The organism is Rhodobacter sp. NTK016B (assembly GCF_017303295.1).
GTDB lineage: Bacteria > Pseudomonadota > Alphaproteobacteria > Rhodobacterales > Rhodobacteraceae > Pararhodobacter.
The window spans coordinates 159,560-171,811 of record NZ_JAFKOK010000013.1 but is presented as its reverse complement, the minus strand read 5'-3'; the positions used below and the strand labels follow the sequence as shown (position 1 = coordinate 171,811).

13 protein-coding genes are annotated in these 12,252 nt (G+C 65.5%); 6 read left to right on the top strand and 7 right to left on the bottom strand.

Annotated features, from left to right (window positions below; genetic code table 11):
* Positions 1-116 precede the first annotated feature (116 nt).
* Positions 117-788, bottom strand: coding sequence for an orotate phosphoribosyltransferase (locus tag JI664_RS17575; protein ID WP_207015072.1), 672 nt, complete (start codon positions 786-788; stop codon positions 117-119).
* Between the two features lie 157 nt (positions 789-945).
* On the opposite strand from JI664_RS17575, the gene JI664_RS17570 reads away from it, so the two are divergent.
* The 4 genes from JI664_RS17570 (at position 946) to JI664_RS17555 (ending at position 4,622) form a co-directional block, all read left to right on the top strand.
* Entirely contained in the window at positions 946-1,797 is an 852-nt protein-coding gene (locus JI664_RS17570; RefSeq protein WP_207015071.1) for a hypothetical protein, read from the top strand.
* A 312-nt stretch (positions 1,798-2,109) separates the two neighbouring features.
* Entirely contained in the window at positions 2,110-2,310 is a 201-nt protein-coding gene (locus JI664_RS17565) for a heavy-metal-associated domain-containing protein (RefSeq protein ID WP_207015070.1), read from the top strand.
* A 6-nt stretch (positions 2,311-2,316) separates the two neighbouring features.
* Positions 2,317-3,732 (top strand): DUF2254 domain-containing protein, encoded by a 1,416-nt coding sequence (locus JI664_RS17560; RefSeq protein ID WP_207015069.1) that lies wholly within the window; start codon positions 2,317-2,319, stop codon positions 3,730-3,732.
* Entirely contained in the window at positions 3,729-4,622 is an 894-nt protein-coding gene (locus JI664_RS17555; protein WP_207015068.1) for a DMT family transporter, read from the top strand. The genes JI664_RS17560 and JI664_RS17555 overlap by 4 nt, the downstream gene beginning before the upstream one ends.
* Positions 4,623-4,640: 18 nt before the next feature.
* Here the strand turns inward: JI664_RS17555 and JI664_RS17550 are convergent, their stop codons facing one another.
* Positions 4,641-5,306: a DUF1194 domain-containing protein gene (locus tag JI664_RS17550; RefSeq protein WP_349768738.1), complete on the bottom strand. Its 666-nt coding sequence runs from the start codon at positions 5,304-5,306 to the stop codon at positions 4,641-4,643.
* 100 nt (positions 5,307-5,406) lie between these two features.
* Positions 5,407-5,835: a VOC family protein gene (locus JI664_RS17545; RefSeq protein ID WP_207015066.1), complete on the bottom strand. Its 429-nt coding sequence runs from the start codon at positions 5,833-5,835 to the stop codon at positions 5,407-5,409.
* A gap of 146 nt (positions 5,836-5,981) precedes the next feature.
* On the opposite strand from JI664_RS17545, the gene thyX reads away from it, so the two are divergent.
* A complete protein-coding gene (thyX, locus tag JI664_RS17540; protein ID WP_207015065.1) occupies positions 5,982-6,899 on the top strand; it encodes an FAD-dependent thymidylate synthase in 918 nt (305 codons plus the stop codon).
* A 95-nt stretch (positions 6,900-6,994) separates the two neighbouring features.
* Entirely contained in the window at positions 6,995-7,753 is a 759-nt protein-coding gene (locus JI664_RS17535) for a hypothetical protein (RefSeq protein ID WP_207015064.1), read from the top strand.
* Positions 7,754-8,167: 414 nt separating this feature from the next.
* Here the strand turns inward: JI664_RS17535 and JI664_RS17530 are convergent, their stop codons facing one another.
* The 4 genes from JI664_RS17530 to JI664_RS17515 all read right to left on the bottom strand — a co-directional run bounded on the left by JI664_RS17530 (position 8,168) and on the right by JI664_RS17515 (position 12,244).
* Complete coding sequence (locus tag JI664_RS17530; RefSeq protein WP_207015063.1) at positions 8,168-8,596, bottom strand: glyoxalase superfamily protein; 429 nt, start codon at positions 8,594-8,596, stop codon at positions 8,168-8,170.
* Positions 8,593-9,951, bottom strand: coding sequence for an MATE family efflux transporter (locus JI664_RS17525; protein ID WP_286174156.1), 1,359 nt, complete (start codon positions 9,949-9,951; stop codon positions 8,593-8,595). The genes JI664_RS17530 and JI664_RS17525 overlap by 4 nt, the downstream gene beginning before the upstream one ends.
* A gap of 205 nt (positions 9,952-10,156) precedes the next feature.
* Complete coding sequence (locus JI664_RS17520; RefSeq protein WP_207015062.1) at positions 10,157-10,648, bottom strand: NUDIX domain-containing protein; 492 nt, start codon at positions 10,646-10,648, stop codon at positions 10,157-10,159.
* A gap of 54 nt (positions 10,649-10,702) precedes the next feature.
* Positions 10,703-12,244 carry a sulfatase family protein gene (locus tag JI664_RS17515; protein ID WP_207015061.1) on the bottom strand — a complete coding sequence of 514 codons (1,542 nt, stop codon included), beginning with the start codon at positions 12,242-12,244 and terminating at the stop codon, positions 10,703-10,705.
* Positions 12,245-12,252 lie beyond the last annotated feature (8 nt).

Here is a 12,252-nt window from a genome sequence, read left to right as displayed (position 1 = left end):
CTTTGCCGAAGAGGGGGGCAAAGCCCCCCTTTCCGGTCGCCCGAGGGCTCGGCGCCGGAGGCGTCGCGGGCGAGGGTGAAACCGCTCACCCGTGGCTTATCTGCACGCAGATCGGGTCAGGACGGCGGCGTCCATTCCTTGGGGGCGCGCAGGAAGGCTTCGACCGAATCGAGGGTTTCGGCGTCGAAATCGCCGCGCTCGCGGGCCACGGCCAGCACGTCCCACCAGGTGCAGAGATAATGCAGGCTGACGCCATGCTCGGCCAGACGGGGCACGGTCTCGGGGAAGATGTCGTAATAGAAAATCACCGCGGTATGCGCGCAGCTGGCGCCGGTTTCGCGGATCGCGTCGACGAAGCTCAGCTTCGAGCCGCCATCGGTGGTCATGTCCTCGACCAGCAGCACGCGCTGGCCTTCGGACATCAGGCCCTCGATACGGGCATTACGTCCGTAGCCTTTGGGCTTCTTGCGCACATAGGTCATCGGCAGGGCCATGCGCTCGGCCACCAGCGCGGCGAAGGGGATGCCCGCGGTTTCGCCGCCGGCGATATTGTCGAAGGCTTCGAACCCCGCATCGGCCATCACCTTGGCGACAAGGAAATCCATCAGCGCCGAGCGGATGCGCGGGAACGAGATCAGTTTGCGGCAATCGACATAGGTCGGGGCCTTGTTGCCCGAGGCATGGGTGAAGGGCTCGCGCGCGTTGAAATGCACCGCGCCGATATCCAGAAGCATCTGGGCCGAGAGGCGGGCCATGCGGGCCGGGTCGATATGCGACGAGGGGATCATCGGGACACTCCGTGGTCAGGCTGTGGGCAGGGCAGGGACGGGATGCGCAAAAGCGGGGCGCGGACGGAAACGGGCAGGGTATTTGCGCGCGTCCTAGCCCCAAACGCCATCGCTGACAACGCCGGGGGCTGCTACCACGCGGGCGAAGGAGATCTCCATGCCCCGAATCGTCCCCGCCCTGTCCCTGAGCGCCAGCCTCTGGCTTGGAGCCCTGTGTCTGATCGCCCCCGTCGCTGAGGCGCAGCGCGCGCCCACGCCCGAGGAGATGGCGGGAAGCTGGATGGGGATCGGCGACATGCTGGGCCTGTTGCCGGGCCATATCGAGGCGCTGACGATCGGGGCCGACGGCGCGGCGCAATCGGTGGTCTGGCGCGCGCCGGGAGAGGGCTGCGCCGACGCTTCCGACGCGGTGGAGGCTGACGAGGCGGGCTGCGCGCTGCCGGTGCCGGTTTTTTCCGGCGCGGCGGCGCTCGAAAACCTGACCGTGCGTTTCGTGCCCGACGATGAGGCGCCCGCAGCCGGGGCTTTCCCCGGCGCGCCCGCCGAACCGCTGCTGGCGCTGAGCGGTGGGGCGTGGACGATGTTTCGCGCCGACAGCCAGATGATGATCTCGCGCGAGGCCGAGATCCGGGGGGCCTCGGTCCCGTTGCTGCGCATCTTCGTGGCGGTCGAGCCGGACTTCCCCGCTGTGTTTTACGATTACGCGGTGGCAATGGAGCTCGATATGGCGCGGACGCTCTGCCCGGTGACGCTGCTGCATGCCAATCCCGCCGACTGGGCGCGCTTCACCGATGACCTTACCGCCGCCGCGCCGGCGCTGCGCGCGGCCCGTACGGGCGAAACACCCGCCTCGGACGCCGTCGAGGCCGCCGCCCGGCTGCAGAGCTGGGCCGACGGATCCGAACCGCTGCCCGAGGGCACGACGCTTCTGCCCGCTCTGGCATATCCCGCCCGCGCGGGCATGGTCGAGCCTGTTCAGGATTGCCTGACCCGCGCCTTCGGCGGGTGAGGTTGTGGCAAGCCGGGCAGGGCGCAGAGCACGGGTGAGCGGTTTCGCCCTCGCCCGCGACGCCTCCGGCGCCGAGCCCTCGGGCGACCGGGCAGGGGGGCTTTGCCCCCCCTCTTCGGCAAAGCCGAATTCACCCCCCAGGATATTTCCGGATCAAAGATGGCCGATGAAGATGGCAGGGGCTCTGTAGTAAGGGGCGCCTTTGCCTTGGCCGGTGGCGGAACCCTGCGACGCGCTGCCGCGTTCCTCCGGTTGGAAGGCTTGACTTGCCCCGGGCCGGGGCGTTTCGTCGGTCAGAGACAGGAGATCGATATGTCCCACAGATACACGCTGTCCGTTCCCGACATGAGCTGCGGCCATTGCCGCGCCTCGATCGAGGCGGCGATCACCCCGCTGGGCGGCACCCCGGTTTTTGACATGGACGCCCGGCGCGTCACCGTCACCGGTGACGCGCCCGAGCCGCAGGTGAAGGCCGCGCTCGATTACATCGGTTTTCCCGCTGAATCGGTCTGACGGCCTGTGAGCCGTTTCATCGTCTGGCTTCGCCGCCTGGTTCATGCGCTGTGGTTCCGGGTCTCGTTATTTGCCGCGCTGGCCATCGTCGGCGTGTTGCTCGCGCATCTGTTTTCCTTTCTGGTGCCCGACTGGGCGGCGAAGCTGATCGAGGCACAATCGGTGCTGCCGGTGCTCGAGATCCTTGCCTCGTCGATGCTGGCGGTCTCGACCTTTTCGCTGGGGATCATGGTGCAGTCGCACCGCGCGGCGGCGCAGACCGCGACGCCGCGGGTGCTGAACCTGATGATCCAGGACGGGCTGACGCAGAACGTGCTGGGCATCTTTATCGGTGCCTTTGTCTATTCGCTGACGGCGCTGATCCTGTTTCAGGCGGGGTTCGATGGCGGCGCGCCGATGGTGCTTGCGGTCACGCTGGTGGTGACCGGCGCGGTGGTTCTGGCGCTGGTGCGCTGGATCGCCCATCTGACCACGCTGGGCACGATGCGCGATGCGCTCGACCGGGCCGAGGCGCGGGCCCATCACGCGCTGCGGCTGCATCGCCGCCGCCCGGCTCTGGGCGCGGCGCCGATGACCGATGAGACGCGGATCGCCGACCGCGTCCGTACCGTGACCGCCAAGACCTCGGGCTTTTTGCAGGTGATCGACGTCAAGGCCCTGGCCGAATGCGCGACGGGACCGATCTGGGTGTTGCGGCGGCCGGGCCAGCAGGTGCTGCGCGGCGCGCCGCTTCTGCAGATCGCGGGCGAGGCCGACCCCGAAGCGCTCCGGCGCTGTTTCGTGATCGGCGATGCGCGCACGTTCGAACAGGATCCGGTTTTCGGCCTGACGGTGCTGTCGGAGATCGCCGCGCGCGCTCTGTCGCCGGCGGTGAACGATCCGGGCACCGCGATCGAGGTGGTCTCGCGCCTCGAGCGTTTGCTGTGGGATTGGTCGCTGCCGGAAACGGATCTCGATATCGACGCGGGCACGCAACGCGGCCACGATGCGGTGCCGATCTACCGCCAGCGCCGGATCAAGGTCGACCATCCGCGGGTCTTCGTGCAGCCTTGGACCGCGTCCGAGATGGTCGAGGCGGCCTTTGCCTCGATCGCCCGCGACGGTGCCGCGATGATCGAGGTCGCGGGCCAGTTGCTCGATGCACTCGACGCCTTGTCGCAATCGCCTGACCCGGCGCTTGCAAAAGCCGCCTGTGCGCTGGGTCCGCGCGTGCGGGCGCATGCCGAGGCGGCGCTGCGGCTTGACGACGATATCGCCCGGCTGCCCAAGGGTCCGCCCGCCCCGGAAGGCGCGCGAAGCGCGACCGATGCGTCGGTAGAGGGGGCCGAGGACGGGGGTGAGAGCGAAGGCGAGATGCTTGACACCGCCCGGACGACGACCGAAGACCCCGGTGCGAAGACCCCCGGCGTGGAGAAAGAATGAGCCTTCAAGTTGCTGATTCCCGGCGCTTGCTTCTCGGGATCGGGATGGCCACCTGCGCGGTCGCCCTGTTCGGTCTGGGGGACGCGCTGACCAAATACCTCGTCGAGCGCCAGCCGATCGAGCGTATCGCCGCGCTGCGCTACAGCATTGGCACGCTGATGATGCTGGCCGTTCTGGCGCCCCGGATGCGCGGGCGGCTCTGGCATGTCAGCCGGCCCTGGATGGTGCTGGTGCGCAGCCTGACGCTGGCTTTCGCCACGTTGGTCATGGGCTATACGCTGCGCCTGATGCCGGTGGGCGAGACGGTGGCGATCATGTATCTCGCACCCTTCGCGGTGATGGCGCTGGCGGTTGTGCTGCTGGGTGAAAAGGTCACCCGGATGGGTTGGCTTCTGGCCGCGCTGGGCTTCGCGGGCGTGCTGCTGATCGTGCGGCCAGGAGCGGCTCTCAATCCGGCGGGCGTGGGGCTGGCCCTGTGCCTTGCGGCGGCGACCACGGGCTTTCACCTGATTACCCGCGTGCTGACACGGACCGAGACGCCGATTGCGCTGTTGTTCAATGCCAACCTCGTGGGGGCGGTTCTGTTCACACTGGCCGCGATCCCAACGGCGGGCGAGCCATTGCCCTCGCTGTTCGATATCGGGCTGATGGTGTTTCTGGGCGTGAGCTTCACCATCGGGCATTTCCTGTTCGCCAGCGCCTATCGCGAGGCCCCGGCCTCGCTGATCGCGCCGGTCAATTACCTGCATTTCGTCTGGGCCTCGCTGATGGGCTGGGCGATCTTCGGCCATGTGCCCGACGGAGTAACCATGATCGGCATGGCGATGATCCTCGTCTCTGGGGCCTCGATCGCGGTGATGGCGCAATACATGTCGCGCCCGCCGCGCTGAGCGGCCCCGGCACGCGCCTTAGAGCGCGCCCAGAAGCGGCGGCGAGACCTCGCGCAGCAATTTCAGCCGGATCGCCCGGGCGAAATCTTCGAAACCCTGCGCCTCGATGACGAAGGCGCCGGGGCCCTGAAGAACCCGCTCGGCATACCACAGACGCAAGCCGTCGATCGCGCCGAACTCGCCCAGCGGCATGTTGCCGGCGACCGCCAGCGCGTTCACCGTGATCCCGTCGAGGCGCGTGGTGTCGGGCCCGTCATTGTTCTCGCCATCCCCGGCCAGATCGATCACCTGCCGGTCGCAGACCGGCGCACGCATCAGAAGCCGGGCGCCCGCCGCCAGCGCCGCACCCACACCGGTGCGCCCGCCCCATCGGCCCAACGGATCGCCGGTGGGACGTGGAAACCCCTCCAGCCGGTCGGCGAATTCCGCAAGCTGCGTTTCGCGTTCGATCAGCGCCCAGCCTGCCGCCACCGCCTGCTCGCGCCGCCCGCCCCAGACATAGGCGGCCAGCGCCACCGGCGGCCCCGCGAACAGCGCCGCGCGGACCTCGGGGTCGCGCAGGGCCGTCGCCGTACCGCGCATCATCAGCTCGTATTCCCGCGCATCGACCGAGGCCGAAACGTCAAAGCCCAGAACCAGCGCCAGCCGGCAATCCTGCGCCCCCGCGGCGCCCGCCCCCAGCACAAGTGCGGCGCCCGCAGCAAAAAGGCGCGCGCGAAGCCTTCCAGCCCGCGCGCGCCCCTTCATTCTGCCCCAAATACTCACGGCACCCGGGGCGGCCACCTTACCAATGCCCGGTATTGGGCATCGACGCCCAGGGCTCGGCCGGTTCCAGCGCATTGCCCGCCTGCAGCAACTCGACCGAAACGTTGTCGGGGCTGCGCACGAAGGCCATGCGCCCGTCGCGCGGCGGGCGGTTGATGGTCACGCCGTTATCGGCCAGATGCTGGCACAGCGCATAGATATCGTCCGTGCTATAGGCCAGATGCCCGAAATGGCGGCTGTCCGAGGGCAGGCCGTCATCCCCGTCCCAGTTATAGGTCAGCTCGACCGGGCATTCCGGCTGCTCGGGCGGGGCCATGAAGACCAGCGTGAAGCGGCCCTGTTCGCTCTCGTGGCGGCGGGTCTCTTCCAGCCCCAGCAGCCGGTAAAACGCCATCGAAGCTTCGAGATCCTTCACCCGGACCATGGTGTGCAGATATGTCAGGCTCATGCCCTCTCCCTTTCCTTGCTGACCCCAACATAATCCGCCGGGCCCGTTTGTCTCCCCCCGTTTCGCTACCCCCAATAGCTTGCGGCGGGGGCGGGGCGGGGTGCTATAGATGGACGAAACGAATCCCGGGACAGAGGGCCTTATCCATGACCTTGAGCGCTGAGCAACAAGCCGAGATCGACGCCGCGCGCGCCAATGCGCAACCCACGTTGCGCGCCGTCGCGCCGGGGATGGAAAAGCATCTCTATACCGCCCAGCCGGTTCTGGACCACGGCTTCGTGCGCGCCATCGACTATATGGGCGACGACGCGGCCATCGTGCAGGCCGCGCGGGTGAGCTACGGCGCGGGCACCAAGCATGTCTCCAATGACGAGGGGCTGATCCGCTACCTGATGCGCCACTGGCACTCGACCCCGTTCGAAATGTGCGAGATCAAGCTGCACGTCAAACTCCCAGTCTTCGTCGCCCGCCAGTGGATCCGCCACCGCACCGCCAACGTCAACGAATACTCGGCGCGTTATTCGATCCTCGACCGCGAGTTCTACATCCCCGAACCCGCGCAGCTGGCCGCGCAATCGACGGTCAATAATCAGGGCCGGGGCGCGGTGCTGGAAGGGGCCGAGGCCGCCCGAGTGCTGGCGCTGCTGAAATCCGACGCCTCGCAGATGTACGACCATTATGAAGAGATGCTGTCGCAGGATGACCAGCAGGGCCTCGCGCGGGAACTGGCGCGGATGAACCTGCCGATGAACATCTACACGCAATGGTACTGGAAGACCGACCTGCACAACCTCTTCCACTTCCTGCGCCTGCGCGCCGATGCCCATGCCCAATACGAGATCCGCGTCTATGCCGAGGCCATCGCCGCCATGGTCGCCGACTGGGTCCCCCTGGCCTTCGGCGCGTTCGAGGATTACCGCATGGGCGGCGTCACGCTCTCCTCAAAGGCGATTGACGCCTTGAAACGGATGCTCAAAGGTGAGGACGTGACCCGCGAAAGCACCGGCATGAGTGCGGGGGAGTGGCGGGAGTTTCAGGAGGTTTGGGGTAAGGGCAGACAATGAAGCGCACAAAATAGTGTAGTCAGGCGATTCAGTCTGTAACTCATGCGGAGCGTTTAGTCTTGATTGTAAAGTATTGTAAGTCCGAGCACAATATATTGCGCGGTTCGAAGCTTCTGATTGGAAGCATTCAGAAGTATCAAGATATTGAAGATGACGGGTTGGTGGATTCCGGAGAAGGCACATATTCTTTTGTTGTGGATTTTCCGGAGCCAATAGAGATTCCAAATAAATGGGCTAACACTCTTTTCTCCGGCGCTTTGAGCTTTGGTTCGTCCCGTGAAAGGTTCCATTTTCCCGGGCGATTTTCTTCGACTGTTAAAGATGTTTTTATTGATCGAGTTGGTGAGAGTTTTACGAGGCTAAAGCACGCAAGAGCGGAGGTTTCTTATCAAGCGCTGAATGCATTAATATTTTGTGCTTCGGAAGTTGAAGGCGACCCAAGTGCATCAAATCCTTTCGCGGATTACGATGATTTTTGGGTGGTGGCGAGAACGGAAGAAGAAACCCAAAAGATTGGAATTCGAATTGCGGAAGCGATTCTGAAGCAGATTAAGGTGAGCAGTTTTGTTGCGCACATTAACTCACTCACTCTTAAGGAACTGCAGGATGTTACAGTCAACTTGAAGCATGGCAGAGTTCAGTATTTGGATAGAAGGTTCTCTTTCACGAGTCGGACACCGCAAGACTTCGATTCTTTGATGGGGAGGTACTTATTTGTCCCTTTTTCAAAGCCGCCGACTTACTGTAACGAGAAAGAGTACAGGTTTTTGTTTGAGGTGACCTGCAGAGGGAGAATCCTTGAAGTCAAGAAAGAAGATTTGTTTCTTGATCTTAACTTGTTGACCGCTCCGTAGTCGCCTTGGATTAAACTATGCGAGCCGAGCCTCGCCCGACCTAGAGGGCGCTGCATCTAAGGATCAAACGCCGCGCTCCAAAGCCTGAAGGGCATCACCGGTCTTCCCGACATCGCCTACGCGCCCTCCGGGGAGGTCGGGCGGGACGCCGTGCGGAATATCCGGGCAGGGCGCCAGCTCCCCATAGATCCCGGCAAGCGCCTGCTGTCTCATCGGAATCCTGCGCGACAGGACGCCCCCGCTCCGGGTATCGGAAAACCTTGCGAGAAAGCGCCAGAAACCCCGCGAAAGCTTGTAAGATACTTAAAGGCACCCACGAACCTCCTGAAAAGAAAAGACCCCCGGCCCTGTCCCATGCGTGGGACAAGGCCGGGGGTGTGGCCGGGCAGACGGCGGGGGACAAGCCGGCCTCGCCTATCGCAGCGCCTTTTCGACCACCAGCTGAGGCTCCCCGTTCGAGGTCTTGCGCAGGCTCCGGCCGGTCTCGTCGATCACCGAGCGGATCCGGCTGCGCAGGTTCGAGAAGCTCTCGAACTGCACCACGTCGACCGGGCGGTCGAGCTTGATCTCGACCTGCCGGTGCCCCGACGGGCCCTGCAGCCCGATCACCTCGCCACTGAAAGCCTGCCCCAGATAGCGCCCGGTGACCCGGTCGCCGAAGGCCAGTTCGGGCGGCATGTTGCGCTGGGCCAGACGCGCATGCAGCGTGTTCCAGTCCCGCGCGCCGTGTTGTTTGGCCACCAGTTCCAGTGCCTGCGCGTGGCTGACCGGCGTGCCCGCCGTGGCCAGCGCCTGCCGCAGGGCCTTGGCCTGTGCCTTGGCGCTCTCGATTGTCAGAGTCATGCCAGTTCTCCTATGCGGTTCGGGCGCGTCACAATGACGAGCGCCATCAAAGCGACCAGCGCATCCGCCAGCGGGAAGGCCAGCCACAGGGCCTGCGTGCCGAATGCCGCGCTCAGGGTCAGGATCAGCGCGGGCGTCAACAACCACGGTTTCACCAGCGTCAGCATCGCCGTGCGTCCGGGTTGCCCCAGCGCCTGATAATGCATCGCCAGCACCAGAACCGGCCCGCTGACGACATAGAGCGCCGTCATCACCCGAAGGATCGCGGCCAGCGATTGCGCCACGCCCGGCGCGTCCGAGAAGAGCGCGCCCAAGGCCTCGCCCCCGAAGGCCCCCAGCGCCATGACCAGCAGGCACCACAGGCCCGCCGCCACCGCGCCCAGCCGCAGCCCGGCCCGCGCGCGCGCCATCTGGCCCGCGCCCGCATTGTTGCCGCTGATCGACTGCACGGTCAGCGCGATGGCCATCAGCGGCAGGAAGGCAAAGCCCAGAAGCCGCGTCGCCACGCCATAGGCCGCGATCAGCGCCGGGTCGCTGCCCGCGAGCCGCAGCAGCACCACGCCCGAGACCAGCGCCATGCCGATGAAGCTGAGGCACAGCGGCAATCCCAGCGCCAGCATCCGCCCCCAGCCCGCGCGCCAGCTTTCCCGCGTCAGCGCGCCCAGCGGCACCAGCGCAGGGTCGCGCGCCCTGACGCCCAGAAGCAGAGCCACGCCCAGCCCCTGCGCCAGCACGGTTCCCAGCGCCGAGCCCGCGACGCCCATATCGAGCTGGACGATGAACAGCGCATTGGCGCCGATATTGAGCAGGTTGACCAGAACCGAGAGCAGGGCGATCACGCCCGCCCGTCCTTCGCTGCGCAGAAGGTCGGCATGGATCGACAGCGCCAGTTGCAGCGGCGCGCCGAGGATCAGGATCGCCAGATAGGCGCGGGCAGGCGCCACAAGCGTCGTGTTCCCGCCCGCCAGAAGCGGCAGCAGCACCGGGCCCAGAAGCCAGGCCAGCAGCCAGATCCCCGCGCTGAGCGCCAGCGCCAGCCCGTGTGCGCTGGCAAAGGCCCGGCCCGCCAGCCCCTTGTCCCGGGCGCCGAGATGGCGCGCGGCCAGGCTGGCCATGCCGCCGCCGACCAGCGTCGACAGCGCGGTGAGCAGCATCACCATGGGGAAAGACAGGCTGACGGCGGCCAGCGCATCGGGGCCAACGAAGCGGCCCACGAAGATACCGTCGACCACCGACAAAAGGCCGCCGGTCGACATCACCACCGCCATCGGCAAGGCGGTGCGTAGGAATAAGCGCCCGACCGGAAGGGTCAGGAACGTGTTTACGGAATTGTCCGTGACGGAACGATGAGACATCGATCACTCCTCAAACGAGGCATTTCAGGACGGGAGGGAGCCTGCATTGCCCACCTTCGAAATGCATCAAGGGTGAGATGTCGTCATATATCCGGGCTTCACCGTGACTTTCGTCCGCAGGCGGCAGGTGCCCGGCACCTGCGCGCTCAATACGCCGGGTCGTTGGAGAAATCAAGATTGGTGCGGGCGGCCGGTCCGGCTTGGGTCAGAAGAACTGGAACTCGCCGGTATCGCGCCAGCGGCCAAAGGCCAGCAGGCTGGGCCATTCGGGGCGGGTGAAATGCTCTTCGACGACCTCGTCGGCATGTACCCAACGGAAATCGCTGGCTTCTCCGTCATTGGTGGCAAGCGCCCCGTCGATGAAACGCGCCCGTGCCAGCACCGAGACATTCTGGATCCGATGGCCGTTCGGGTAGGTGAAGCGCTCGGTTTCGGGGTTCGAAGAAATGCCGAAGACCTGCACCTCGCCCAGCCGCGCATTGGCTTCTTCCCAAGCCTCGCGATGGATCGCGTTGTTGAGCGATTCGTCGAGTTCCAGCGCACCTGCGGGCAGGCCCCAGTCGCCGGTATCGGTGCGCTTGAGGATCAGGATGCGGCCCGCCTCATCCTCGATCAGCACGCGCACGCCGACGACGATCAGCACCCGGTCGCCCACCAGCTCACGCAATTGTCCGAGGTAGCTTTCGGAAAAACCCATCGCCGTCTCCTTTCGGACAGCGTTACGCGCATCGCCTGCGGCCGACAACCCGGGCTAGGCCACGCGCGTGTGACGGGGGCTTTCGTCCATCAGGCCCATCATCTCCTGAACCAGTCGCTCCATCAGCGCGGCCTTGGTTGCCGCATGCTCGGGCATGTCCCACAGGTTATGCGTCTGGTGCGGATCGGCGCGGCGGTCGTAAAGCTCGCCCCAGACCTCGCCCTTGTACATCGCCAGATGCCAGTCGGGCGTGACCAGCGTGCGCACCCGCGCCTGCGTTTTGAAGCCCATCCGCACGAAGCCGTCATTGTATTCGATGAGCAGGGCGTCCCGCAGCGCATCGCTACCTGCCATGCAGGGCAGCAGGCTGCGGCCCATCATGCCGAACAAGCCCTCAATCCCGGCGCGATCAAGGATCGTGGCCGACATGTCCAGCGTCGAGGCCAGCGCTGCGCTTGTCACCCCGGTGGGCGCCGAGGGATCGGCCCAAATCATCGGCACCCGGTTGATCGCGTCAAGCGACCAGCCACCTTTCAGCATCACGTTGAAATCGCCCAGATAATCCCCGTGGTCCGAGTTGAAGACGATGATCGTGTTGTCGTATTGACCGCTTTCCTTCAGCGCCGCCACCAGCGCGCCGACCGCGTCGTCGATCATGGTGATCATGCCCGCCGTCAGCGCCATCGCTTCGCGCACCTCGCGGTCATTGGCCATGAAGACCCCGGTCGCGCGGGGCGGGACGCGCCCGGCCTCAAAATCGGCGCGCACGGCCTGCAGGGGTGGCGGCGGGTTCTTGTGGTCTTCGTAGGCGGGGAAGACGGTGAAATCGTCGGGATCGTACATGTCCCAATATTTGCCCGGCGGGTTGAACGGGTGATGAGGATCGGGGAACGAAACATAGGTGAAAAGCGGCGCCTCGCTACCCGCATTCGCGCGCAGGTACTCGATCGCCCGGTCGCGGATATAGGCAGTGGGATAGGCCTCTTCCGGCACCGCCGTGCGCACGCCCTGACGGACGGAATAGTCATGCGGCAACTGGTTTTCCGGCCCCTGCCATGCCGCCCCGTCGGGATAGGTTTTGCGAAACCATTGCCGGTAATGCCCGCCCGCCTCGGGGCCGTGGCCGGTGACCATCTCGACATGATCGAAGCCGTAATAAGGCGTGGGGAAGTCATAGCGCGCGCCCTCGTATCGCTCGGGCGCCTCGCAGCCGTAATCCTCGCCATCCGGTCGCCACGCTTCGGGGCCGCTGCCCGTATGGGGGGGCGGGGAATCGGTGAAGGGTTGCAGGTGGCTCTTGCCGATGCTGGCGGTGCGGTAGCCTGCCTCACGAAGCAGGTCGACGAAGGTCCGCGCATTGCGGGGCAGCAGACAGCCATTATAGCGCAAGCCATGTTGCGACGGGTAGCGGCCCGTCATGAAGCTGGCGCGGTTGGGCATGCAGACCGGGCTTGCGACGTGGAAATCGGTGAACCGCGTGCCGCGCGCGGCCAGCGCATCGATATTCGGGGTCTTCACCACCGGGTGCCCGGCGCAGCCCAGCCAGTCGGCGCGGTGCTGATCGGTCATGATGTAGAGAAAATTCGGTCTGTCCATCGTTCCTC

Excerpts from the sequence above, each read along its gene's own strand:
- JI664_RS17575 (WP_207015072.1), bottom strand. The coding sequence starts at position 788 with ATGATCCCCTCGTCGCATATCGACCCGGCCCGCATGGCCCGCCTCTCG.
- JI664_RS17570 (WP_207015071.1), top strand. The coding sequence starts at position 946 with ATGCCCCGAATCGTCCCCGCCCTGTCCCTGAGCGCCAGCCTCTGGCTT.
- JI664_RS17565 (WP_207015070.1), top strand. The coding sequence starts at position 2,110 with ATGTCCCACAGATACACGCTGTCCGTTCCCGACATGAGCTGCGGCCAT.
- JI664_RS17555 (WP_207015068.1), top strand. The coding sequence starts at position 3,729 with ATGAGCCTTCAAGTTGCTGATTCCCGGCGCTTGCTTCTCGGGATCGGG.
- JI664_RS17545 (WP_207015066.1), bottom strand. The coding sequence starts at position 5,835 with ATGAGCCTGACATATCTGCACACCATGGTCCGGGTGAAGGATCTCGAA.
- thyX (WP_207015065.1), top strand. The coding sequence starts at position 5,982 with ATGACCTTGAGCGCTGAGCAACAAGCCGAGATCGACGCCGCGCGCGCC.
- JI664_RS17530 (WP_207015063.1), bottom strand. The coding sequence starts at position 8,596 with ATGACTCTGACAATCGAGAGCGCCAAGGCACAGGCCAAGGCCCTGCGG.
- JI664_RS17525 (WP_286174156.1), bottom strand. The coding sequence starts at position 9,951 with ATGTCTCATCGTTCCGTCACGGACAATTCCGTAAACACGTTCCTGACC.
- JI664_RS17520 (WP_207015062.1), bottom strand. The coding sequence starts at position 10,648 with ATGGGTTTTTCCGAAAGCTACCTCGGACAATTGCGTGAGCTGGTGGGC.
- JI664_RS17515 (WP_207015061.1), bottom strand. The coding sequence starts at position 12,244 with ATGGACAGACCGAATTTTCTCTACATCATGACCGATCAGCACCGCGCC.